Source organism: Jiella flava (assembly GCF_017349315.1).
GTDB lineage: Bacteria > Pseudomonadota > Alphaproteobacteria > Rhizobiales > Rhizobiaceae > Jiella > Jiella flava.
In genome coordinates this window covers 22177-44612 of sequence record NZ_JAFMPP010000015.1, presented here as the reverse complement: position 1 = coordinate 44612, position 22436 = coordinate 22177, and the positions used below count along the sequence as shown (strand labels likewise).

Annotated in this window: 22 protein-coding genes; 11 read left to right on the top strand and 11 right to left on the bottom strand. The window is 63.2% G+C overall.

All coding sequences use genetic code 11. The features are described 5' to 3' along the window. Positions 1-51: 51 nt before the first annotated feature. The 5 genes from J1C48_RS15640 to J1C48_RS15620 all read right to left on the bottom strand — a co-directional run bounded on the left by J1C48_RS15640 (position 52) and on the right by J1C48_RS15620 (position 6282). Positions 52-948, bottom strand: a complete 897-nt coding sequence (locus tag J1C48_RS15640) for a hypothetical protein (RefSeq protein WP_207258933.1) — start codon at positions 946-948, stop codon at positions 52-54. Positions 949-988: 40 nt separating this feature from the next. Beyond that, positions 989-1840 carry an ABC transporter permease subunit gene (locus tag J1C48_RS15635; protein ID WP_231081839.1) on the bottom strand — a complete coding sequence of 284 codons (852 nt, stop codon included), beginning with the start codon at positions 1838-1840 and terminating at the stop codon, positions 989-991. 98 nt (positions 1841-1938) lie between these two features. Further along, positions 1939-2946: an ABC transporter permease subunit gene (locus J1C48_RS15630; RefSeq protein ID WP_207258931.1), complete on the bottom strand. Its 1008-nt coding sequence runs from the start codon at positions 2944-2946 to the stop codon at positions 1939-1941. A gap of 493 nt (positions 2947-3439) precedes the next feature. Next, positions 3440-5035: an ABC transporter substrate-binding protein gene (locus J1C48_RS15625; RefSeq protein ID WP_207258930.1), complete on the bottom strand. Its 1596-nt coding sequence runs from the start codon at positions 5033-5035 to the stop codon at positions 3440-3442. 98 nt (positions 5036-5133) lie between these two features. Continuing rightward, positions 5134-6282 (bottom strand): P-loop NTPase, encoded by a 1149-nt coding sequence (locus tag J1C48_RS15620; protein ID WP_207258929.1) that lies wholly within the window; start codon positions 6280-6282, stop codon positions 5134-5136. Between the two features lie 198 nt (positions 6283-6480). On the opposite strand from J1C48_RS15620, the gene J1C48_RS15615 reads away from it, so the two are divergent. Beyond that, positions 6481-7290, top strand: coding sequence for a HugZ family pyridoxamine 5'-phosphate oxidase (locus J1C48_RS15615; protein ID WP_207258928.1), 810 nt, complete (start codon positions 6481-6483; stop codon positions 7288-7290). A gap of 10 nt (positions 7291-7300) precedes the next feature. Here J1C48_RS15615 and J1C48_RS15610 read toward each other — a convergent pair whose 3' ends face one another. The 5 genes from J1C48_RS15610 to J1C48_RS15590 all read right to left on the bottom strand — a co-directional run bounded on the left by J1C48_RS15610 (position 7301) and on the right by J1C48_RS15590 (position 10811). Continuing rightward, positions 7301-7546 (bottom strand): hypothetical protein, encoded by a 246-nt coding sequence (locus J1C48_RS15610; RefSeq protein WP_207258927.1) that lies wholly within the window; start codon positions 7544-7546, stop codon positions 7301-7303. Positions 7547-7789: 243 nt separating this feature from the next. Continuing rightward, on the bottom strand, positions 7790-8092 hold the full coding sequence (locus J1C48_RS15605) for a glycine zipper domain-containing protein (protein WP_246753899.1): 303 nt from the start codon (positions 8090-8092) through the stop codon (positions 7790-7792). Between the two features lie 98 nt (positions 8093-8190). Further along, positions 8191-8658: a hypothetical protein gene (locus J1C48_RS15600; RefSeq protein ID WP_207258926.1), complete on the bottom strand. Its 468-nt coding sequence runs from the start codon at positions 8656-8658 to the stop codon at positions 8191-8193. Between the two features lie 86 nt (positions 8659-8744). Beyond that, positions 8745-9680 (bottom strand): PAS domain-containing sensor histidine kinase, encoded by a 936-nt coding sequence (locus J1C48_RS15595; protein ID WP_231081832.1) that lies wholly within the window; start codon positions 9678-9680, stop codon positions 8745-8747. 336 nt (positions 9681-10016) lie between these two features. Beyond that, the gene (locus J1C48_RS15590) at positions 10017-10811 is read right to left on the bottom strand and encodes a response regulator (RefSeq protein WP_207258924.1); all 795 of its coding nucleotides are present in this window, start codon (positions 10809-10811) and stop codon (positions 10017-10019) included. 298 nt (positions 10812-11109) lie between these two features. Between J1C48_RS15590 and J1C48_RS15585 the strand changes: the two genes are divergently transcribed. The 6 genes from J1C48_RS15585 to J1C48_RS15560 all read left to right on the top strand — a co-directional run bounded on the left by J1C48_RS15585 (position 11110) and on the right by J1C48_RS15560 (position 14074). After that, on the top strand, positions 11110-11328 hold the full coding sequence (locus tag J1C48_RS15585) for a NepR family anti-sigma factor (RefSeq protein ID WP_207258923.1): 219 nt from the start codon (positions 11110-11112) through the stop codon (positions 11326-11328). Positions 11329-11336: 8 nt separating this feature from the next. Next, positions 11337-11888, top strand: a complete 552-nt coding sequence (locus tag J1C48_RS15580; RefSeq protein ID WP_207258922.1) for a sigma-70 family RNA polymerase sigma factor — start codon at positions 11337-11339, stop codon at positions 11886-11888. A gap of 145 nt (positions 11889-12033) precedes the next feature. Beyond that, positions 12034-12402 carry an ElaB/YgaM/YqjD family protein gene (locus tag J1C48_RS15575; protein ID WP_231081831.1) on the top strand — a complete coding sequence of 123 codons (369 nt, stop codon included), beginning with the start codon at positions 12034-12036 and terminating at the stop codon, positions 12400-12402. Positions 12403-12408: 6 nt separating this feature from the next. Continuing rightward, the gene (locus J1C48_RS15570; protein WP_207258921.1) at positions 12409-12861 is read left to right on the top strand and encodes a hypothetical protein; all 453 of its coding nucleotides are present in this window, start codon (positions 12409-12411) and stop codon (positions 12859-12861) included. Between the two features lie 552 nt (positions 12862-13413). Further along, a complete protein-coding gene (locus J1C48_RS15565) occupies positions 13414-13704 on the top strand; it encodes a hypothetical protein (protein ID WP_207258920.1) in 291 nt (96 codons plus the stop codon). Between the two features lie 94 nt (positions 13705-13798). Next, positions 13799-14074 carry a DUF7218 family protein gene (locus J1C48_RS15560; RefSeq protein WP_207258919.1) on the top strand — a complete coding sequence of 92 codons (276 nt, stop codon included), beginning with the start codon at positions 13799-13801 and terminating at the stop codon, positions 14072-14074. A gap of 250 nt (positions 14075-14324) precedes the next feature. Here the strand turns inward: J1C48_RS15560 and J1C48_RS15555 are convergent, their stop codons facing one another. Next, complete coding sequence (locus J1C48_RS15555; RefSeq protein WP_207258918.1) at positions 14325-15281, bottom strand: diacylglycerol/lipid kinase family protein; 957 nt, start codon at positions 15279-15281, stop codon at positions 14325-14327. A gap of 261 nt (positions 15282-15542) precedes the next feature. Between J1C48_RS15555 and J1C48_RS15550 the strand changes: the two genes are divergently transcribed. The 4 genes from J1C48_RS15550 to J1C48_RS15535 all read left to right on the top strand — a co-directional run bounded on the left by J1C48_RS15550 (position 15543) and on the right by J1C48_RS15535 (position 22419). Then, positions 15543-15713, top strand: a complete 171-nt coding sequence (locus tag J1C48_RS15550; RefSeq protein WP_207258917.1) for a DUF1328 domain-containing protein — start codon at positions 15543-15545, stop codon at positions 15711-15713. A 263-nt stretch (positions 15714-15976) separates the two neighbouring features. Then, positions 15977-17674, top strand: a complete 1698-nt coding sequence (locus J1C48_RS15545; RefSeq protein ID WP_207258916.1) for a PRC-barrel domain-containing protein — start codon at positions 15977-15979, stop codon at positions 17672-17674. 213 nt (positions 17675-17887) lie between these two features. After that, positions 17888-19240 (top strand): efflux RND transporter periplasmic adaptor subunit, encoded by a 1353-nt coding sequence (locus tag J1C48_RS15540; protein ID WP_207258915.1) that lies wholly within the window; start codon positions 17888-17890, stop codon positions 19238-19240. Next, positions 19237-22419 carry an efflux RND transporter permease subunit gene (locus tag J1C48_RS15535; RefSeq protein ID WP_207258914.1) on the top strand — a complete coding sequence of 1061 codons (3183 nt, stop codon included), beginning with the start codon at positions 19237-19239 and terminating at the stop codon, positions 22417-22419. The genes J1C48_RS15540 and J1C48_RS15535 overlap by 4 nt, the downstream gene beginning before the upstream one ends. Positions 22420-22436 lie beyond the last annotated feature (17 nt).

The following is a 22436-nucleotide window of genomic DNA, read 5'->3' as shown; positions in this document are numbered from 1 at the left end:
ATCTTCCAATCACTCTTTCGATCCTGTGTTTTGCTTGTGACGGATATGTGTTCAATGATCGGCCCGATCCTGCCCGTCGTTTGAGAGCTGCCGCGTTCGGCAGCTGAGGCCTTTCAGCATCTGGCGCTGGGCATCATGTCTGCCGTCCGCCAGAATGATGTCGATGTCTTTGCTGTAAATCTGAAGAACGCTGCGGTCGCGGCTGCGGAGCGCCAGTCGCAGGCGTCTGCGCGCCGTCTGTTCATTCTTCTCGGCTAGAACGGCGTCGATCGCCCGGAAATAATATGCCGAGACGGTCGGATCTTCGAAGCTGAAGGGCGGGGGAACCAGCGCCCCACGCTTTTTATCGAGCGAGAGTGCGAGCAGGAAGCGCTCGCCAAGGATGCGCGTGCGGCGCCCCGTTTCGAACATCAGCCGGGCCGCAGCGATCTTTCTCGCCGTCGGCAATTCCACAAACCGGTCACCATCGAGCTTGGCATATTGTTTTTCGAGAAGAGCATCGCTCTGGACGAAGGCCTGGAAGGTTAAGATGACCTCCGGATCGAAATGATGGATTTCGTTATTGAAGGCATCATAGGCGTTTTTGTCCAGTGACGCCGTCACGTAACCGCGAAAGCGGTGCTTGCCGCGGTCGCTCTGCCGAATTGTCGCGACCAGAGCGTCTTCCCACGCCGGATCGGAAACGCTCGGCAGCGATTCCAGCCGCGTGATGACGTCGGTGGACACTTTCAGCGTCAGTTCCTCCAGCTTGCTGCGGCGCCTTTGCCGCTCCATCCAGAGCCCGGAAGCCTGCTTGGCCGTCCAAACCAGAAGGCCACTCGCCAGCGTCAGAAAGAAAGTGGTGAGGGCATTTTGGGGGTCGGACAGGAACGCCAGCACCCCACCCTGCGCCGTGGTCGAAGAGGGCGAGAGGATCGCCTGGAAAAGCTGCGTCAAAATCTCGATCATCGCCGCTTCGCTCGTCCAGAGGGGCGCTGCAGGCCGGCCCTCAGCTTCGCTTCATCTTCGGGTCGAGCGCGTCCCTGAGGCCGTCGCCGACAAGGTTGATCGCGAGTACAGTGACAAGGATCGCCAGACCTGGGAAGGTCACGACCCACCAGGCGCGCAGGATAAACTCCCGCGCTTCGGCCAGCATCGTACCCCATTCCGGCGTCGGCGGCTGCGCGCCCATGCCGAGAAAGCCAAGCGCTGCGGCATCGAGAATGGCGTTGGAGAAGGACAGCGTCGCCTGGACGATCAGCGGGCCGAGGCAGTTCGGCAGGATGGTGACGACCATCAGCCGCAACGGGCTCGCGCCGACCACCTTCGCCGCCGTCACATATTCCCGCCGCTTCTCGGCCATCACCGAGGCCCGCGTCAGCCGGACGAAATGCGGCTGCAGCACGAGGGCGATCGCGATCATCGCATTGGTCAGGCCCGGCCCCAGCACCGCAACGAGAACAAGCGCCAAGAGCAGCGAGGGAAAGGCGAGAATGACGTCCATCACCCGCATGATCACCGTGTCGAGCCAACCGCCGAAATAGCCGGCGATGAGCCCGACGGCGATGCCGACCGACACCGCCACCACGACGACGATCACGCCGATGAACAGCGAATAGCGGGCGCCGAAGAGCAGCCGCGAGAGCATGTCGCGGCCGATCGCGTCGGTGCCGAGGATGTAGGCCCAGTTGCCGCTCTCCCAGACCGGCGGCAGAAGCTGCGCCTGATCGTTGGTGGCGATCGGCGAATGCGGCGCCAGAAGCGGCGCGGCGAGCGCCGTCAGGACGACGAGGCCGAACACCACGAGGCCGAGCACGGCGCCGCGATTTTCGGAAAAGTAGAACCAGAATTCCTCCAGCATCTGCCGGCGGGGGCTCTTCTTCGGGCGGTGATCCGGGATGTCGGCGCCGACGCCTTCTTCGGCTTCCTGGGCTGAAATATGGCTCATCTCCGCCTCCCCTAGCGCGCTCTGACGCGCGGATTGATCACCCCGTAGAGGAGATCGACCGCCAGATTGACCACCATGATGATCATCGCGATCAGCAACAGGCCGCCCTGCACCACCGGGTAGTCGCGGCGAAACACGCTATCGACCATCCATTTGCCGATCCCCGGCCAGGAAAAGATCGTCTCCGTCAAAATCGCCCCGGCCATCAGCACGCCGACCTGCAGGCCGATGGTGGTGACCACCGGAATCAGCGCGTTGCGCAGCGCATGCACGCCGACGACGCGCGAACGCCCGAGGCCCTTGGCCTTGGCGGTGCGCACATAATCTTCGCCGAGCACCTCAAGCATCGCCGAGCGGGTCTGCCGGGCGATCACCGCCAGGGGAATGGTCGCGAGCACGATCGACGGCAGGATAAGATGGGAAACCGCCGAGCCGAAGGCGCCCTTCTGGCCGGACAAAAGCGAGTCGATCAGCATGAAGCCCGTCACCTGCGGGAAATAGTAAAGCAGCGAGATCCGTCCCGAAACCGGCGTCCATTGCAGGATGCCGGAAAACAGGATGATCAGCAGCAGCCCCCACCAGAAGATCGGCATGGAATAGCCCACCAGCGCCGCGCCCATGACGCTCTGATCGAACCAGGAGCCGCGCTTGACCGCGGCGAAGACGCCGGCCGGAACGCCGAGAAGGACGGCGATGACGATAGCGCACAAGGACAGTTCGAGGGTCGCCGGAAACAGCGTGAAGAATTCCGTGATCACGCCGCGCTTGGTGACGATCGACGTCCCGAAGTCGCCATGCAGCAAATTCCAGAGATAGGACAAGTATTGCATGACCAGCGGCCGGTCGAAGCCGAGCTGATGCATGATCGCCGCATGGCGCTGCGGGTCGACGACGCGCTCGCCCGCCAGCATCTGGACCGGATCCCCCGGCAAAAGCCGGATGAAGGCAAAGGCCACGATCGACACCCCGATAAAGGTCGGAATGAGGACCAGCACACGCGACAAGAGAAATCGAACCATACAAAAGACCGTTTTCAAGACATGGGACAGCGCTTCGAGGCGGAACGGCGGAATGCCTGATATGTCCGCACCACCGACACCGAACCCAGTCCGAGGCCAAGCAGGCGCCTCCTCCAGACGTTCGCCGAAAACGCCCGTTTTGGCCGGCCCTGTCGACGCGCCCCATCAACGCATCCCGTCAATGCTCGTTCTTCCCGCAGACGCACCGGCCGAAAATCGGGATCGATTTTCGGCCAAGTACGATGCGTCGCTTCCATGATGGAAAGCGTTCTTTGTGCGTCCCATCGGACGCATGGCGTCAGATATCAGAGCCCGTGACCGCATCAGGAGGCGCGAAGCGACCCGCTGATCCGGGGCCCGTTCAAGACGGCCGCACATGCGACACCGGGTTTGACGGACCGCAGCCCGCGCGACGATGGTCGCCCCGATTTCTCTCACGCGAGAACGAGGCGGCCATCATGGCCGCCCCGCCTGCCGGCAGGCTTGCAGCGGCTTATTGCTCGATGTCGACGCCGTCGAAGCGATGATAGCCGAGCGGATCCAGGTGGAAGCCCTTCACCGACTTCTGCATCGGCATGAACACCTTCGAGTGATCGATGGTGAGCCAAGGCGCCTGCTTTTTGAAGACGACTTGAGCCTCTTCGTAGAGCTTTGCGCGCGCGGCCTGGTCGGAGACCTCCTTGGCCTTCTTCACCAGATCGTCGAACTCCTTGTCGCACCACTGGGCACGGTTGTTGCCGCCGACGGCGTCACAGCCAAGCAGAGTGTCAAGGAAGTTGTCCGGATCGCCGTTGTCGCCGGTCCAGCCGAGCATCACCGCGCCGTCGCGGTCCTTGGCCTTGGACTTTTCCAGATACTCGCCCCATTCATAGGAGACGATCTGCGCCTTGACGCCGACCTTCTCCAGATCCGCCTGCATCAACTCGGCGGCGCGACGGGCGTTGAGCATGTAGGGGCGGCTGACCGGCATCGCCCAGATCTTCATCGACAGATCCTTGACGCCGGCATCGGCCAACATCTTCTTGGCCGCTTCCGGATCGTAGGGATCGTCCTTGACCGCGTCGTTATAGCCCCACATCGTCGGCGGGATCGGGTTCTTGGCCGGCGTCGCCGCGCCCTGGAACACCGCGTCGATAATCGCCTGCTTGTTGATCGCCATGTTGAGGGCCTTGCGGACCTCGGGCTTATCGAACGGCGCCTGGGTGGTGTTGTAGGCAAGATAAGCGACGTTCAGGCCGTTCTGCTCGTCGACCTTCAGATTCGGATCGCTCTGCAGCGACTTGACGTCGGCCGCGTTCGGATAAGGCATGATCTGACATTCATTGGCCTTGAGCTTCTGCGCCCGCACCGAGGCATCGGTGGTGATCGCGAAGATCAAGTCGTCGATCTTCTCCTTGCCCTTGAAATAGGTCGGATTGGCCTTGTAGCGGATCACCGCGTCCGGCTGATAAGCGACGAACTGAAACGGCCCGGTGCCGAGCGGCTTTTGGTTCAGTTGGCCCATCTGGCTGTCGGCCTGAAGCTTGTCGGCGTATTCCTTGGACATGATCGAGGCGAAGTCCATCGCCAGATCGGCCAGGAACGGCGCCTCCGGACGGTTGAGAACGAACTTCACCGTCAGATCATCGAGCTTTTCAACCGACTTGATCAGCTTGGGAAAGCCCATGCCACTGGCATATTCCCAGCTGGCGCCGCTGACATACTGATTCCAGGGGCTCTTCTCGTCGAGCTGGCGCTCAAAGGAGAAGATAACGTCGTCAGCATCGAGATCACGGGTCGGAGTGAAGAAGTCGGTGGTCTGGAATTTGACGTTCGGCCGAAGTTTGAAGGTGTATTCCTTGCCGTCGTCGGAAATGGTCCAGGATTCGGCGAGACCGGGCTCGATCTCGGTCGATCCATGCTTGAACTCGACCAGACGGTTATACACCGTCCGGGATGCGGCATCGAAGGTTGTGCCGGCCGTGTAAAGGGCGGGATCGAAACCTTCCGGAGATGCTTCCGAACAATAGACGAGCGTCTTGGCCGACGCCGCCGAGCCGAAAGCCAAAGTCAGGGCCATTGCGGCGATCAGCCGGATCAGGGATTTCATACAGCATGCCTCCTGTCAGGATGGGGCAGATCTTGGCGTCCGCTCACTGCGCCCATCCGACAGCTTTTAAGGCTTCGACGCAAGCCGGTTTTGACCATTTAATCAAAAACGATGCGCGGGGCCCGCGATGCCGCCGCGCCCCCATCGAGACCGGCCAGCACTTTGTCCGCGATGGCCCGATAGACTGCCGCATGCGGCCCCTCCGGATCGCTCGCGACCACCGGCCGACCGGCATCGGAACTCTCACGGATCGCCATTTCGATGGGCACTTCGCCAAGAAACGGCACACCGAGCCGCGCGGCCTCGGCCTTGGCGCCGCCGTGGCCGAAAATATCGTAGCGCTTGCCCGTGTCGGGTGCGACGAAATAGCTCATATTCTCGACGATGCCGAGCACCGGCACGTCCACCTTCTGAAACATCGCCAGCCCCTTGCGGGCGTCGATGAGAGCCAGATCCTGAGGTGTCGAGACGATGACGGCACCGGCAAGCGGCACCTGCTGCGCCATCGTCAGCTGGGCATCGCCGGTGCCCGGCGGCATATCGACGACAAGCATGTCGAGTTCGCCCCATTCGACCTCGCGCAGCATCTGGGTCAGCGCCGACATCACCATCGGCCCGCGCCAGATCATCGGCGTGTCCTCGTCGACCATCAGCCCCATGGACATCGCCTTGAGGCCATAGGCTTCGAGCGGCCGGATGGTGCGTGCGCCGGCCGCCCGCGGCTTGTCCCTGAGACCAAGGAGCCGTGGGATCGACGGGCCGTAGACGTCGGCGTCGAGAAGACCGACCTTCAGTCCCGCCGCGACGAGGCCGAGGGCGAAATTGACCGCCGTGGTCGACTTGCCGACACCGCCCTTGCCGGAAGCGACGGCGACGATCCGCTCGATGCCAGGAATGCCCGCGCGCGCCGGGCCGGAACGACGGACGGTGCTCGGTCGGTCTTTCGCTTTGTGAGATGACTGCGGCGCGGAATGGCGCGGCGCCGGGATTCCCGCCACCTTCTCCGCGGTGAGCGCCACCATCGCTTTCGAAACACCGTCAAGGGTCGCCACTTTTGTCTCGATCTCGCGGCAGAACGGCTCGAAGCGCTGCGCATCCTCGGCCGGAACCGTCAGCGAGAAAAATGCCTTGCCGTCTGCGATGAAGATGTCGGAAACCAGACCGCGCGTCACCATGTCGGCCTTGCCATCCGGGGGCGTCATCGCCCGCAGGATGGCATAGATGCGTGCTTTCAAATCGTCGGACACGGTTTCAAACTCCGAAAAAAAATCATGAGATGACGTTCGAGATATCGTGCGAGCGCGCCGGCGTCCAAAAAATTGCGCCAGGTTTGAACCGCAATTGCCCAACGTCGGGTTGCGGCGCAGACATGATGCGAAGATCGATGGGCCGATGGGGCGTGCCGGCCCCCTCGAAAGGGCACAACCCGCGAAAGGAATGAGGTCATGATCGACGACCCAGGCGATATCGCCGGCCAAGCCGGCGCCTCAAGCGGCACCGGGGCCGATGGACCGAAGCCGCCGTCGCTGCTGCAGCCGGTCGATGATGATGCCCGTCGCCTGGCTCGCCGCCTGATCCGGACGGCGCGCGACGGCGCCCTCGGCGTGCTGCGCCCCTTCGACGGCATGCCGGCCGTCAGCCGCGCGCTGGTCGCCACCGATTTTGCCGGGCAGCCGATCATCCTGGTCTCCGGCCTGTCACTCCATGCCAAGGCGCTCGCCGCAGATCCCCGCTGCTCGGTGCTCGTCGGCGATAGCGGCAAGGGCGATCCTCTGGCCCATCCCCGCATGACGATCTTCGCCGCCGCGAGCCCCCTGTCTCGCGAGGATCCCGCCACCGCCCCGATTCGTGCGCGTTTTCTCGCCCGCCATCCAAAGGCGGAACTCTATGTGGACTTTCCCGACTTCCGCTTTCTGGCGCTCGCGCCCACCGGCGCCTCGCTGAATGGTGGCTTCGCCAAGGCCTTCGAGCTTCAGCCGGACGACCTCGTCGACACCGTCGACGCCAATCTGCCGGCGCTGGCGCTTCGCGCGCGCGACCATATGAATGCCGACCACGGCGATGCCGTGGATCTGATGGCTGCGATGGCGGGCGAAAGCGGCGCGGGTTGGCGGATCGCCACCGTCGATCGCCACGGCTTCGAGGTCGCCCGTGGCAGCCGGCTGATCCGCATCGAATTCGCCCTCGACCCCGCTGACGTCGGTTATCGAGACGCTTTCGTGGCGCTGCTTCGAACCAAGCCCGACGGCAGCTGAGCGCGCCCGGTCAGACGCCATAGCCTTCCGGACAAGCGGCGAGATAGCGGTAGCCTGATCCTGCGCGCCGATAGATGCATTGACCCGGCGCGTTGGCCGCAAGCCCGATGACGCGATCGCCCGGCTCGACACCCGGTTCACCGACTTTGCCGGAGCGAAATGGCACGCTTTCGGCATTCTCGAGCCCGAAAACGGCCCCAAAAACCGGTGGCAGCGGTCCCTTGGTGCAGCCCGCCAGCCCGCCGAATCCAACCATGAGCAACATCAGCCCGATACGGCGCGCCCGCTGCGATCGCAGTCCGATAGCCGGAGCCGCGGCCATATCGTCACCCGGCGCCGATGCCGCCCCTGTCCTCTCCAACCGCATCTTCATCAAACCCGCCGACACCAATGCCCCAACAAAAAACCCCGCCGTTGGGCGGGGTTTTATCATGAATTTGTCGTCTCGCTAAAGCACGCGCATCCAATTGACGCGGCGCGAGCTGAAGCGATGCGGCAATCAGTAGCCGCGGGGGCAGCGATAGATGTTGCCGTCGGAATAACGGCAGTAACCCGGGCGCGACTGCGAACGGCCAATGACATTGCCGGCAACTGCGCCGACGCCCGCACCGATCGCCGCACCGGCAAGAGTCGATTCCGTGTTGTGGCCGATCGCCTGGCCTGCCAGGGCGCCGACAGCGCCGCCGGCGAGGGCGCCACCGCCCGTGTAGCGATCTTCGGTCGTGCAACCGGCGGCCAGCATGGTCGCAACGGCGATCGCTGCAAAGGAAAGTTTACGAATCATGTCGCTTGTCTCACTCATTTACGTGACGTCCCCATTCACCAACGTTATAGGGCCCAGTTCTTCGGCGTCACCACCTGCAGGCACCCTCCCGCCCAATTTTATTGCGAGGCCGGACTTTAACGCGAGGCGACGAGACTTGGTTCCGTCTCAAAGGTAATCGCCAGCTGACCATTTCGCGACACCGACCAGTCGAGCGACGCGGATTGCTGGAAAACATCTTCCGAAACGGCTTTACAAGCCCCAAGAACCCGGCTGTCGGACGAATTGCTCAGGCGGATCTGCAGCGGCAGGTCCTGCTGGCATGCGGCAACGGTCTCATAAGCCGGAGAAGGCACCGGAATTTCTTTGCAAACCGAAATATCGCCGGAGCAGCCGACCAGCAACATGAATGCGGCAACGTGTTCCATTTCCGCCTCTCCTTTGCGAAGATAATACGCACAGGCGGGTTTCGGTTCCCACAACAAGAAAACACTAACGTCACATTGATGTGAAACGGTTGCGCCGAAGTCGATGATGAAGAAACGCAAACTTGGCAGATCAATCGAGCGTTGGGCTTCGCGCCAAGCGAAGCTACGCAGCGACATCGCCGAACCGCAAAGTCAATCTAAACGATCAACGCCCCGATCGTGAACAGCAAAGACGCGGCGTGCTTGACCGAATGCAGACCGCCTCAAGCCTCGGCCGGGCGGGGCATAACCTCATACTGGGCTTCCGGCACCGTCAGTGTGTAGCGGATGCCTTCCGGCCGATATTCGAGATGCGCCTCGCCGCCCACGGCATTGGGCACGATCCGCTCCAGGGTCGACGTACCGAAGCGGGCGTCGCGCTCGGCGCGCACCCGCGGGCCATTGATCTCGCGCCAGTCGATGACGAGAACGTTCTCGCTTTCACCGCGTTGAAAGGCCGCATCGATGACCACCTTGCCGCCGGGCACAGACAGAGAACCGTAGGATGCGGCATTGACGGCAAGTTCATGCAATGCCAGCCCCACGTGCAGCGAGGCTGTTGGAGAGAGATAGACGCCGATCGGACGGAAATCGATCTGGTCCATGCCGTCCGGGGCATAGCGCTCGACCTGTGTCGTCACCAGGCTTTCCAGGTCCGCCCCACGCCAGTCGGCATCGGTGACGATATCTTGCGACGAGGAGAGCGATTGGATCCGCCCGCGAAAGCGCACCAGAAACTCCGGCACGGTCAAGGAATGCCGGGCGGTCTGACTGGCCAGACTCTGGATGATCGCGAGCAGGTTCTTCGAGCGGTGCGACAGCTCGCGCAACAGGGTTTTCAGCGTCTCTTCGCGACGCTTTTGGTCGGTAATGTCGAAGGAGGTTCCGATGATTCCGCACGCTTCGCCGGTCTCGTCGCGGTCGACATCGAGGCAGATGTCGTACCAGCGCAGTTGACTGCCCTGCGCAACCGACATTTCATAGCGTAGCGGCTGCTGTTTAAGCAGCACCTGACGCTTCATTTCCGAAGCGCGCTCGGCAGCTGTCTGCGGCAGGATATCGGCGTCGCACATCCCATCGCCGGCATTGCAGAGCCACGAATTGCGCGAGTTCGCCACCCAGGAATAACGCAACTCCAAATCTTGCGCAAACACAGACATCTCCGTGTTTCCAACCGCTCGCAAGATTTTTTCTGCCAACATTTAAATGACGCTCACAACGACGAAATCCTGTGCGCACCGGATGGCGACAGGCTTTGGAGGAGCAAGATACCCCACCCACCAAAAGCCCGTCGCAGCAACGCAAACGATCTTCTCCTGGACCATCACTGAAATGCCGCGCGAAAGGAGAAGTTCCGTAGCCAAGACCTTAAATCGACGTTCCTTGCAGCGACGTTACCGCGCTCGAAGGCGGCGGGCGATGCGCGCAAAGCTGCGGCCGCGCCCCCCCGGATCACGCTAACGCCCAGGCGTCGGCACGATCGATCAGGCGGCCGATTAGGCGGCGGCGCGGCTCTCGCTTTCGAAAAACAGCGCTTGGCTGATCAACGCCTTCACCATGTCGGGATTGAACGGCTTTGTCACCAGGAAGGTCGGCTCCGGACGCTCACCGGTGAGCAGCCGCTCCGGAAATGCGGTGATGAAGATCACTGGAACCGAGACCTTGGCCAAAATATCGTTCACGGCATCGATACCGGAGCTACCATCGGCAAGCTGGATGTCGGCGAGCACCATACCCGGGCTCTGACTTTCGAACAACGCGATCGCTTCCTTGTGGGTGCGGGCGATCCCTGTGACGTTATGCCCCAGGCTTTCCACCATCTGTTCGATATCCATCGCGATTAGCGGCTCGTCCTCGATAATCATGATGTTGGTCGAAACCTGCCGGCCGATGTCGGCACCGGCCTGATCGATCATTTCGGAGAATCGTGTCTGATCGACGCCAAGGATCAGCGCCGCCTCTTCGCTGGTGAAGCCTTCGACCGCGACCAGCAGAAAGGCTTGGCGCGGCAACGGCGCGATCGCCTTGAGATTGCGCGCTGTGCGCTCCTCCCAGGCAGAGGCCTGGACGTCCTCGCGCACATTGACGTCGAGCGACTGCCAGAGAGACGAGAACAGCCTGTAGAGAGAAATGCGAGGAGACTGATCCTCAAGGAACAGCGACGGATCCGCAATCAGCGCCTCAAGCACGGCCGCCACGTAAGCATCGCCACTGGCCTGCGAACCGGTAAGGGCCCGAGAATAGCGGCGCAGGTAGGGAATGTGCGGCGCTATGCGGGATGACATCGACATTTAGACTCCCCTCGTGTCCTGCGAGCAAGACATTCGAACGTTAACGACATTTGCGACGGCGGCGTTCCCGGGACAAGGAACAAGGCTGCACGCCGCGAGTTATCCGATACATGGGACACAGCTTGCGGGCTGTGAAGACCCTGAAGAAAAATGCATCCGTTGCGATGCGACGACTTGAGGGATCACCGCGGCGTTTTATCTCTCTGCGCAAGCCACTTCAAACGCTCAGGAACAGAATGACGAATTGCAATCCCAGTTCCAGTCGCGGCAGCGGCTGGCATCAGTATCGAGACCATCGATGAGCGATCGCGAGAAAGAGGACAGAAACGTGCAGACTGGTCAAGCCGCAAAGTCGTTGCAACCGGCTCCCGGTCTGGGAATCAACGCAGCGATCGGACGCCAACTCAAGGCCTATTACGACGACGTCGCAAGCGAACCGGTCCCGGATCGGTTTCTCAGCCTGCTGGACGCGCTTGATAAGGCCGAGTCGGCATCGAAATCGAACAATCGGGAGTGATCGATTTTATGAGTAAGCAGTTCGATTTCCGTCAAGAACTCATTACAATCATTCCTAATTTGCGCGCTTTTGCCACCTCGCTCACCGGCTCGTTCGACCGGGCCGACGACCTCGTTCAGGAAACCTTGGTCAAAGCGTGGGACAAACAGCACACGTTTCAGCCCGGCACCAACATGAAGGCTTGGCTCTTCACCATTCTGCGCAACGAGTTCTACACCCAAATGCGCAAGAAGGGCCGTGAAGTGCAGGATGTGGACGGTATCCACGCGATGCAGCTCGCCGGCCATCCCGAGCAGCAGGGCCATCTCGACCTGCAGGATTTCCGCAAGGCCCTGGAGCTTTTGCCGGACGACCAGCGCGAGGCGCTGATCCTCATCGGCGCGTCGGGCTTTTCGTATGAGGAAGCCGCCGAAATCTGCAAATGCGCCGTCGGCACCATCAAGAGCCGCGTGTCGCGCGCCCGCACGCGCATCGCGGAAATTCTCGGCGTCGAGGGCGATGGCGATTACGGGCCGGACTCGATCTCGTCGCAGATCATCGGCGTCGCGCCGGCCGCCTGATCCGATACGCGATTTGCCGCCCGCAAGCGGGAACCGCTATGGGCCCGCCGCGCTTATCGGTTGAGACCGGCGCGCGGCGCGAAAGACGGGCAACATGACTGCCGACGCGGCAAAGCGAATAACTCGAAGACAAACGGATAGATCGATGACAGCTGACAACATGGCCGATAACGCACAGACCCCCGGCAGCTCGTTCGGCACCCCAGGTCAGGATCCCAAGACCCAGGCCGACCGCGCCAATCTCGAAGAGCAGCTCGGCCGTCTGCGCGAAGATGTCGCAGGCTTGAGCGATGCGGTGAAGAGCCTCGCCAGCCATGGCGCCGACGACGTCCGGCGTCAGGCCTACGCCCTGCGCGATGACGTGCGCCAGCGCGGCGAACAGTATCTGCGCCAAGCCCAGGATGCCGCCTCCGATCTCGAAGAGGAGATGAGCGAGCGAATCCGTGCTGAGCCGATCAAGGCCGTGCTGATCGCTGCCGGCGTCGGTTATCTCTATGCGCGTCTGTTCCGGTAAGGCCTGATGATCTGGCAACTCGTCGCCAAGCTGGTGACCGGCGAGGCGGGCGTCTATGTCGCCCGTCTTCGCAAGCTGCTGATGCTTTACGCGGTGATGGCGGTGCTCGCCATCCTGATGATCGGCTATCTGCTCAGCGCCCTCTATGTCTGGCTCGCCGGCATCTATGGCCCGCTCTGGACCTCGCTCGGCTTTGCCGGCGTGTTGCTGGTGCTGATCATCCTCACCTATATCGCCACGATCGTCGTGCGCCGGCCGGCGAGGAAGCGCGCCGACGACCGCCTGCAGCGCGACATCGCGTCGATCGCGGGCGTTGCCGCGTTGTCCAACGCGCCGCTTCTGTTCCAGTCGGCCAAGCGTAACAAAAAGCTCTTGGCGATTCCGGTGGCCGGCGCCGTCGGCTGGGCGGTCTGGCGGGCGATTGCGACCTATCGGTCTCAGGATCGCGGCGGCTATTGAGCCGCCGTTTCTCGGACGGAATGCGATCAACCGAAATCACGAATCCGCTCCAAGCCATTGTTTTGCCGCATGATGTGATCCCAAATGTCATGCAATGTTTCAGCGCCATGCTCCAGGTGAGCCGGCCGCCCACAGCATCGGCCCGAAAATCGGAATCGATTTTCGGCAAAGCACGATGCGTCGATTGAAAGGGTCAGAGCGACCTTTCTGCGTCCGATCGGATGCAGAGCGCTCTAGCTGGACCGGCGAGCGGCAACATCGACCGTTTTCATCGCGTCTGCCTGGGTTGCCGCGCGCACCAGACGTCAGAGACGGCGACATCCTGCCCCCCGCCCCTCGGATTGATGCCGGACGCGCGCGCCGAGGTCGCGGGAACGGCAGCAGGCCTCGGCGCGTTCGTGGCCAAGGTCGTTGCGTTTACAGCACCGCGGCTTTGGAACGGGGATGCGTTCGACGAGCTGCGCCCTCAACAGGAGCGTCCGGCGACACCAGACGATCAAACCAGATCGGCCGGCCGATCAACGATGCCGCCCACCGATAGGGAGTGACGATGTGACGAAACTGAAAGAGGAAAGCGCCCGCCAGGGTCGCCGCGGAACTCCGGTCCTGATTGTTCTCGTGGTGGCGTTAGCGCTGTGCGCCATTGCGCTGATCGGATTTGAGGTCTTCGGCAACGACGATGTGGCGCCCTCGCTCGACGCGAGCGGCACCACCACCACCACCACCACCGAAACGACAGCGCCGCAGACCGGAACCGCCACTCAGGACAACACGGTTGTCGCACCGGGCGGCGACAACGGCGCGAACGGTGCGGCCGGCACCGAGAGCGGCACTGCCCAGTAAGCGCGCCGACCGCGACCGATGCGCCCCTGCCGTCGCCGCCCGGCTCGCCGTCCCATTCTGGCGCGCCGGGCGCATCATGGTAGGAGGTTGAGTCATGGCCAAGACGAGACCCGTCAGCACGAACCCGTCGCTGAAAGATCCCGACCTTTACGAGAGCCTTCGAAACGAGGGCTATTCAAAGGAGAAAGCGGCACGCATCTCGAACGCGAAGGCCAATCCCGACATGCATCCCTCGCAAAAGGGCGGCAAGGCGCCGCCTTACGAAGAATGGACCAAAGACGAGCTTTTCAGCCGCGCCGGGGAGATCGGCATCGACGGTCGCTCGTCCATGACCAAAGATGAATTGATCAAGGCCTTGCGCAACCACTGACGCGGCGGTCGCGCTCACGATCAGCCTGTGGTTTGAACCGGCGCGGTCTCAACGAGCCCGCTCCAGCATAGGCCCGAAAAATTGGACTCGATTTTCGGACCGATGCGTCGACGCCATCAGATGTCGACGCCATCAGATCGCGCGTCCTTTGTGCGTCTTGGCAGGCTGACGGCCTCGCCAGCACCTTCCCCATAACTTGATTATCGGCGACACGGCCCGACCGTCACCGCCCCCAGACGCTCGACAACCACTACGGGCGGCCCGGCATCGCCGCGGTCTGCGCCTCGATGATCTGATCGAGGAAGGTCGCCTCAGCCGGCACCAGCACGTTCAGCGCCAGCGGATGCAGCTCCACCGTGGAGAGTTCGTCAAGCGAGTCGAGTTCGCCATCGCGCACCGCCCGCTTGGCATTGGTCTTGCCGCTGTAGGCCAGTTCGAGGCGCGTGGCCGTTTTGACCACGAGGTGCGGATTGCGCCGCCAGTTGCCCATCAAAATATCCAGCGTCAGCTTGGCGACCCGCCGAATGTTGCGCTCGGTGCAGATATAAATGCCGAGCACACCGCCCTTCGGATTATCCGCGAAAGGCAAGTGCCCGGGGCCGTAGAGATTGTTGGAAATGGCGATCGCGGAACATTTCAGACGCTCGGTCCGCCCATCGACCTTGACCACCAACTCAACCTTCGGCAGCCGCTTCAGCGCCAAAGCGACCGCTCGCGTCGTCGCCCAGATCTTGCCGATCCGCGAGCCATAGGTGATCTTTTCCCGATAGCGCACCATGCGGGCGTGAAGCCCGGCGGCGAACTGATGGATGAAGGGCTGACCGTTGACCGTGGCAGCGTCGACCGCCGTCACCGTACCGCCGGCCAGTGCCTTGACCGCCGTTTCCAGATTGAGCGGGATCTGCAGCGTGCGGGCAAAAAGATTCATCGTCCCCGCCGGCAGAATGGCAAGCGCCTTGTCGCGCTGGAACAGCGCTGCGGCCGCCGCCGAAACGGTGCCGTCGCCGCCGCCGACCAGAAGCACCTCGACATCGTCTTGATGGGCCGCCGTCTCGATCGCCTCGACGATCTCAGACCCAGGGCAGATCTCGACCGTCACCGCATGGCCATGCACGCGAAATTCGTCGCGGATCAGCGCGGAAAGCCAGTCGAGATCGGTGGTCTTCAAGGTGCCGCCATCGCGGTTGAGAAGCGCCAATATTCGCATCTGCGGAAACCATCGCCCAAACGAAGCGCCGAGAATGTGGCGCGTGATGCCGATCAGCTAGGACGGGCCTGTCGGAAGTCGACAGCGGCATCCGCCGTCATCGCCGCGACAGCGTGGCGATGACGATCGTGGCCTTGGACAGCCGCGACCGGCCTCCACGCCCTGCCTCATCGCCTTTGCGGCAGACGGCCCTAGATCAGCGGCGGGGATCATGGACCTGTCGGTCAATCCCGCGCCATCGCCTTTGCACAGGAGTGAATCATGATCAAATGGATCATTATTTTATTGATCGTCGCTGCGATCGCCAGCCTTCTCGGTTTCCGTGGCGTTGCCGGCGTATCGGCGGGTCTTGCGAAGATCCTGATCTTCATTGTCCTTGTTGGACTTCTGCTGCTTTTCATCTTCGGCGCGCTCACGCTCAGCATCGCCTGATAGCAATACGAACTTATTTTTAGGTCGAATACCAGAGTAGAAAGATAAAACGGATCCAAAGGAACCGAACGCTAGCCAAGCAGTTAGTTTACCATCCAAAGCCGCGCGGCCCGAGCCAGTTTGGACGGGTCGCGCGGCCGGTCTATCGCTTTAATAGACGAAGGTTTTTCACAATGATCCGCAAGCTTCTCGCAACAACGGCAATTGCCGCATTCCTGACGGCTCCGGCTTTGGCTCAGGATACGCAGAAAACCGACCAACAGATGCAGCAGCCGGCAGCTACCCAGCCCGGCGATGCATCGGGCGCGGCCACGGGCGACATGCAGACCCAGGCTTCGGCTTCGGCCTCGGGCAATTATCTAAAAAACCTATCGGCCGACGAGTATCTTGCGTCAAACTTGACCGGAAAATCGCTCTATGATGGCGAAGGCAAAGACGCCAAGACCATCGGCGATATCCAGAACTTCCTCATCGGCAGCGGCGGGACGGTCGTTGCGGCTGTCGTCAACGCCACCGTGAACGACGAGTCGAAGGTCGTCGCGGTACCGTTCAAGCAGATCAGCTGGACGATGGGCGAGAATAAGGAGCCCCGCGCGGTCCTGACCGGCGGCAACCAGGATCTCGCCAGCGCTCCGACTTTCCAGACCAAGGACGAACAAAAGGCCGCGGCCGAGCAGAGCACGGCGTCCTCGGCCGGCGGCATGACCGCCTCGGGCGATGCCTCCGCCACCGCCTCGGCTTCGAACGACACGATGACGACGTCGGGCGACGCTTCGCAGCAGGCGATGGCGCCCAAGGAAGGCGATCAGACCGCCGCCGGCAAGACCGATCGCGAGACCGCGACCGCCGAGGGCAGCGCCGGCCAGTATCCCGCGAGCGTCGGTGCCGATCAGTATCTGACCGAAAACATCATCGGCGCCGACGTCTATTCGGGTCCGGGCGAGGATGCCAAGGAAGTCGGCGGCATCAATGATCTGGTCCTCGCCTCGTCGGGCAAGGTGGATGCGGTCGTCGTCGGCGTGGGCGGTTTCCTCGGCATCGGCGAAAAGGAAGTGGCAGCACCGTTCGACCAGTTCCAGATCAGCCGGAACGAGGACGGCAAGCCGCGTCTCGTCGCCGCGCTGACCAAGGAGGCGCTGGAGCAGGCGCCGAAGTTCGAGGCCAAGCGCTCCGATCAGATGGCTGCCGCTGACGGCCAAAATGCCGAGCAGCCGGCCCCGTCGGACGGCCAGATGGCCGCGGCGACAGGCGCTGCTGCCGGGACGGCCATGGAGAAGGCCGGCACCAACATGGAGCAGGCCGCCAACAATGCCGGTCAGGCCATGGACAACGCTGCGGATAACGCTGCGACCGAGGCCAAGCAGGCCGCGAATAATGCCGGCCAGGCCATCGACAATGCCGCTGACAAGGCCGTCACCGCGACCGAGCAGGCCGCCAATGACGCTGGCCAAGCGCTGGGCAACGCCGGTGACAATGTTCAGCAGGCCGCGCAGAACGCGACCAACGACCAGAGCGATGCCACGACCACGGCTTCGACCGGTGGCGACCAGCGCCAGGGCATGACCAAGGTCGCGGACGACGCTCAGCTGACCGCTGACGACCTGATGGGCACCACCGTCTACGGCCCGAACGATGCGAGTGTCGGTGAGATCGGCGACATCGCCCTCAACGCGCAGGGCAAGGTCGATGCGATCATCGTCGACGTCGGCGGTTTCCTCGGCATCGGCGAGAAGCCGGTCGCTGTCGGCATGGACAATCTGAACTTCATGCGGGACAAGAGCGGCAAGCTGTACCTGTACACGAACTTCACCGAGGACCAGTTGAAGAACGCGCCGGAGTACAAGAAGGACTCCTACGCCGAGAACCGCGACACCATGCGCCTGGAAGAGACCAACTCGAACGGCGCGGGCATGTCTTCGGGCCAGTCGGACCAGGACGCGGCCAAGCCCGCGAACAACTGATCGAAAGCCAAGTCGCGATCGTCAACGACCGATCGCGACCGTGAGCCGGATATGGAGGCCCGCCGCAAGGTGGGCCTTCTTCGCGTCAAGGTCGACCGGCGGAGCGCACCGCCATTACACTTCGTAACATCGTGAAAGCAAATTCGCCGGAATGTCCGCTATGCTGCAGGGCGAAATTGTTGAACCGACCTTGTTTTCGGAGACCCGCATTTGATGGCCATTGTCCGGCAGATCCTCGTGACTGTCATCGTGCTGATTGGGATGGGCGCCGCCTATCTCAAGCTTCAGCCCGCGGCGGGTCAGGCTCTGCTGGCATCCGGACTTTCGCTGCCCGATCCGATGCGTCGCGCGATTACCTGGCTCGCTCCCGCCCCCCGGGACGTCGCGACCGCCACGAGAAGCGGTCGCGGCCGGCATGGATTTGCTGACGGGCCGCAACTCGTCGTCGCCAATCCCGTCGAGACCGGCCGCACCCGCACGGCGATGCGGGCGATCGGCACCGGTGAGGCGGCGCGCTCGGTCACCGTCTATCCCGACAACACCACCGGGATCATCGAGCGGGTCGCCGTGAAATCCGGCGATCAGGTCGCGGCCGGGGAGCCGTTGGTTGTGCTGGAACACACCACCGAAGAGCTCGCGGTCGATCGCGCGCGCATCGCCCTCGATGCGGCCGAGGCCAAACTCTCGCGCTATCAGACGCTCAACAAGTCGCGCACCATCTCCAGCGTCGAGGTCAACGACGTCCTGCGGGAACGCGACAACGCCAAGATCGATCTCAGATCCGCCGAGCTGGCGCTCGCCAAGCGCACGATCCGCGCGCCAATCGCCGGCCGTATCGGCATCGTCTCGGTCAATGTCGGGGATCTCGTCAACACCCAGACGGTGATCGCCAAAGTCGACGACCGCCAGGAGATCAAGGTCGTCTTCTACACCCCCGAAAGCTTCGTCTCCGAACTGAAGATCGGCGCCCCCGTCCGGGCCGTCCCGACCGCCCAGCCCGACAAGACCTTCAACGGCCATATCAGCGCCATCGACAGCCGCCTCGACGAGGCCAGCCGAACCTTGCGCACCGAGGCGATGATCGACAATTCCGCCGACAGCCTGAGGCCCGGCATGTCATTCACCGTCTCGCTCTCCCTCGATGGCGAGGAATACCTGTCCGTCGATCCGCTGTCGGTCGTGTGGGAGCGCAACGGCCCGCTGGTCTGGAAGATCGTCGATGGCAAGGCGCAGAAGGCGCCGGTGACGATCGTCGAACGCAATATCGACCGGGTGCTGGTCGCCTCTCAGGCGCTGAAGGTCGGCGATCCAGTCGTCGTCGAGGGGCTGCAGTCGATGCGCCCCGGGGTGAAGGTGCGGATCGAAGGCCAAACGCCGGAGACGCAATCGCCGGTCGCCGGCGCTGCCGGCAGGAGGCAGGATGCCGCCAAGGCCGAAACGGGCCAGGACAAGCGCTCCGCCGCCGAAGCCGTGGGCGGCGGCACCCGCCTCGTCGACGCGGCCGCGGCTCATGAGATCCCGGCGAGGGACGCGCAGAACGAGCGCCCGGCGACGGACCGCGAATGAGCGAACATCAGCGCATCGATGGACTGACGGCCTTCACCAGCCTGTTCATTCGCCGCCCGGTCCTGACCATCGTCCTCAACATTCTGATTGTCGTCGCAGGTCTCGCCGCGCTGCAGGCGGTGGAAGTTCGCGAGCTGCCGAATGTCGACCGCCCGGTCGTCACCGTCACGGTCACCTTCGAGGGCGCCAGCCCTGAGACGATCGACCGTCAGGTCACTGGCCAGATCGAAAGCGCCGTCGCCCGAGTGACCGGCATCGAATCGATGTCGTCGCGGTCGAGCTTCGGCACCAGCCGGGTGACGATCGAATTTACCGACAAGACCGATCTCAACGTCGCCGCCAGCGACGTGCGCGACGCCGTCAGCCGCATTGCCAATTCGCTGCCGGACGGCGCCGACGAGCCCCGCGTCGTCAAGGCCGATGCCGACGCCGACCCGATCATGCGGCTCGCGGTGACCGCCAAGGCCATGAAGATCGAGGATCTGACCACCCTCGTCGAAGACCGCGTCGCCGATCAGCTGGCCGCGGTCGACGGTGTCGCCGACGTTCAGGAATATGGCGAACGCGAAAAGCTCATCTATGTCGACATCGATCCCGACAAGCTCGCCACTCGCGGCCTGACCATCGGCAATGTCGCGACCGCGCTGCAAAACGCGGCGCTGGACGTTCCGGCCGGCTCCCTCACCTCGCAGAGCCAGCAACTGATCGTGCGCGCCGACGCCAACGTCAACACGCCCGCCGCCTTCGAGGCCATCTATCTCAACAAACGCACCCGGCTCGGCGATGTCGCCTCGGTGCGCTTCGGCCCCGACGAGGCGGCCTCGCAGCTCCGGCGCAACGGCGAGACCGGCATTGGTCTCGGCATCGTCCGCCAGGCCGGCTCCTCGACCCTCGACATTTCCCGGGGCGTGCACCGCGAGGTCGCCAATCTCAACCGCACCCTGCCCGCCGGCGTGCATGTCGAGGTGACCAGCGACGACGCCATCTTCATCAACGGCGCGCTGCACGAGGTCGAGTTGGCCATCGGCCTTGCCGTGCTCATCGTCGTCGCGGTCATCTTCCTCTTCCTGCTCAATCTGCGCGCGACGATCATTCCAGCGGTCACCATGCCGATCGCGCTGATCGGCGTCGTCAGCTTCATCTATCTCGCCGGCTTCTCGATCAACATCCTCACCCTCCTCGCTTTGGTGCTGGCGACAGGCATGGTGGTCGATGACGCGATCATCGTCCTCGAAAATATCGTGCGCTGGCGCGACATGGGCGCCAAGCCCCGCGCCGCCGCCGTGATCGGCGCACGCGAAATGTTCTTCGCCGTCGTCTCGACCACCGCGACACTCGCCGCCGTCTTCGTGCCGATCTCGTTTTTGCCCGGTCAAGCCGGCGGGCTGTTTCGCGAGTTCGGCTATGTGCTCGCCGCCGCGGTGGTGATCTCCTCCTTCATCGCCCTCACCCTATGCCCGATGCTCGCCGCGAATTTCCTGAAAGCCCGCGAGGACGAGCGCCGGCCGGGGATCTTTGCCAAGACGATGCGCTGGATCGGCAGCCGGCTCGCCGGGCTCTACGCCGTCACCTTGCGCGCCTGCCTGGCCTTTCCGGTCATCGTTATTGCCGCCGCGGCGCTCTTCTCCTTCAGCGCCTACGCCGTCTTTAAGACCATGCCGCAGGAGCTGACCCCGTCGGAGGATCGCGGTGTCGTCTTGATGATGGTCAACGGGCCGCAGGGGGCGAGCCTCGACTACACCAATGCGCAGGTCCGTAAGGTCGAGAATATCCTCCTGCCTTATGTCAAAGGCGGCGAGGCGACCAACGTCTTCGCCATTACCGGGCGCGGCGGCGTCAACCGCGCCTTCATGGTGCTGAGCCTTGCCGACTGGGCCGACCGCGCCCGCTCGCAGCAACAGATCGTCGCCGAGATCAATGGCAAGGTGCGTCAGATCCCCGGCGTCAGGGCCTTTGCCATCCAGCCGAACTCGCTCGGTATTCGCGGCGGCGGCCGAGGCCTGCAATTTGCCATCGCCGGCCAGAATTTCGACGCGCTGGCGGCCAGCGCGGACAAGCTCGTCAACGCCATGCAGGCGGATGGCCGTTGGGGCACGGTGCGCCTGTCGAACGATGCCACCCAGCCGCAGCTGTCGGTGGTCATCAACCGCGCCCGCGCCTCCGATCTCGGCATCGACATCGACGGCCTGGCAACGGCCATCCAGGCAATGCTCGACGGCAGCAAGATCGGCGAAACCTATATCGGCGACAAGGAAGTGCCGATCCGGTTGATCTCGTCGAATGATCCGGTCAACGATCCGAGCGACCTCAGCAACATTTTCCTGAAGGCCTCCGACGGCCGGATCGTGCCGATGTCCACCGTTGCGACGATCGAGGAAAAGCCGATCGCGCCGACGCTGGAGCGCGAGGACCGCAGCCGCGCCGTGGCGATCACCGCCGCGATTCCCGACGGCTATGCGATCCAGGATGCCTGGAACGACGCCGAGAGCTTCGCCAAGACCATTCTGCCGGCCGATCAGCGGCTGATCCCGCTGGCCGAGGCGGCAACGCTGACCGAGACCAACAGCAGCCTGTCGCTGGTCTTCGGCTTCGCCATCGTCGTCGTCCTCTTGGTGCTGGCGGCCCAGTTCGAGAGCTTCATCTCGGCCGTAATCATCATCGCCACCGTGCCGCTTGGCATCGCCTGCGCGATCTTCGCCCTCTCCTTCTTCGGCGAAAGCCTCAATCTCTACAGCCAGATCGGCCTCGTCCTGCTGGTCGGAATCATGGCCAAGAACGGCATTTTGATCGTCGAATTCGCCAACCAGCTCCGGGAACGCGGCCTCGGCGTCCGGGCGGCGGTGGAACAGGCGTCGCTGATCCGCCTGCGGCCGGTGATGATGACGATGGTGGCGACGGTGGTCGGCGGCGTGCCGCTGGTCTTTGCCTCCGGCGCCGGCGCCGAGGCCCGCGTCGCGCTCGGCTATGTGATCGTCGGCGGTTTGGGGCTTGCGACCTTCTCCACCCTCTATGTCACGCCCGTCGCCTATCTGATCCTCGGCCGCTTCTTCAAGCCAGTGTCGGAGCGCAGCGCCGAGCTGCACCGCGACGTCGCCACAGCGGAAGCCGAAGCCGCGCAAGCCCTGCATGAAGACGGTGGCGCGGATCAAGCTGGCGGCCATCCGGCGCCGGCCGAGTAAAGCCGCCGCAACCGCCT

Excerpts from the sequence above, each read along its gene's own strand:
- J1C48_RS15590 (WP_207258924.1), bottom strand. The coding sequence starts at position 10,811 with ATGTCGATGTCATCCCGCATAGCGCCGCACATTCCCTACCTGCGCCGC.
- J1C48_RS15575 (WP_231081831.1), top strand. The coding sequence starts at position 12,034 with ATGACAGCTGACAACATGGCCGATAACGCACAGACCCCCGGCAGCTCG.
- J1C48_RS15625 (WP_207258930.1), bottom strand. The coding sequence starts at position 5,035 with ATGAAATCCCTGATCCGGCTGATCGCCGCAATGGCCCTGACTTTGGCT.
- J1C48_RS15570 (WP_207258921.1), top strand. The coding sequence starts at position 12,409 with ATGATCTGGCAACTCGTCGCCAAGCTGGTGACCGGCGAGGCGGGCGTC.
- J1C48_RS15635 (WP_231081839.1), bottom strand. The coding sequence starts at position 1,840 with ATGCTGGAGGAATTCTGGTTCTACTTTTCCGAAAATCGCGGCGCCGTG.
- J1C48_RS15585 (WP_207258923.1), top strand. The coding sequence starts at position 11,110 with ATGAGCGATCGCGAGAAAGAGGACAGAAACGTGCAGACTGGTCAAGCC.
- J1C48_RS15535 (WP_207258914.1), top strand. The coding sequence starts at position 19,237 with ATGAGCGAACATCAGCGCATCGATGGACTGACGGCCTTCACCAGCCTG.
- J1C48_RS15580 (WP_207258922.1), top strand. The coding sequence starts at position 11,337 with ATGAGTAAGCAGTTCGATTTCCGTCAAGAACTCATTACAATCATTCCT.
- J1C48_RS15600 (WP_207258926.1), bottom strand. The coding sequence starts at position 8,658 with ATGTCGCTGCGTAGCTTCGCTTGGCGCGAAGCCCAACGCTCGATTGAT.
- J1C48_RS15605 (WP_246753899.1), bottom strand. The coding sequence starts at position 8,092 with ATGAGTGAGACAAGCGACATGATTCGTAAACTTTCCTTTGCAGCGATC.
- J1C48_RS15595 (WP_231081832.1), bottom strand. The coding sequence starts at position 9,680 with ATGTCTGTGTTTGCGCAAGATTTGGAGTTGCGTTATTCCTGGGTGGCG.
- J1C48_RS15555 (WP_207258918.1), bottom strand. The coding sequence starts at position 15,281 with ATGCGAATATTGGCGCTTCTCAACCGCGATGGCGGCACCTTGAAGACC.
- J1C48_RS15550 (WP_207258917.1), top strand. The coding sequence starts at position 15,543 with ATGATCAAATGGATCATTATTTTATTGATCGTCGCTGCGATCGCCAGC.
- J1C48_RS15545 (WP_207258916.1), top strand. The coding sequence starts at position 15,977 with ATGCAGCAGCCGGCAGCTACCCAGCCCGGCGATGCATCGGGCGCGGCC.
- J1C48_RS15630 (WP_207258931.1), bottom strand. The coding sequence starts at position 2,946 with ATGGTTCGATTTCTCTTGTCGCGTGTGCTGGTCCTCATTCCGACCTTT.
- J1C48_RS15560 (WP_207258919.1), top strand. The coding sequence starts at position 13,799 with ATGGCCAAGACGAGACCCGTCAGCACGAACCCGTCGCTGAAAGATCCC.
- J1C48_RS15610 (WP_207258927.1), bottom strand. The coding sequence starts at position 7,546 with ATGGTTGGATTCGGCGGGCTGGCGGGCTGCACCAAGGGACCGCTGCCA.
- J1C48_RS15640 (WP_207258933.1), bottom strand. The coding sequence starts at position 948 with ATGATCGAGATTTTGACGCAGCTTTTCCAGGCGATCCTCTCGCCCTCT.
- J1C48_RS15540 (WP_207258915.1), top strand. The coding sequence starts at position 17,888 with ATGGCCATTGTCCGGCAGATCCTCGTGACTGTCATCGTGCTGATTGGG.
- J1C48_RS15615 (WP_207258928.1), top strand. The coding sequence starts at position 6,481 with ATGATCGACGACCCAGGCGATATCGCCGGCCAAGCCGGCGCCTCAAGC.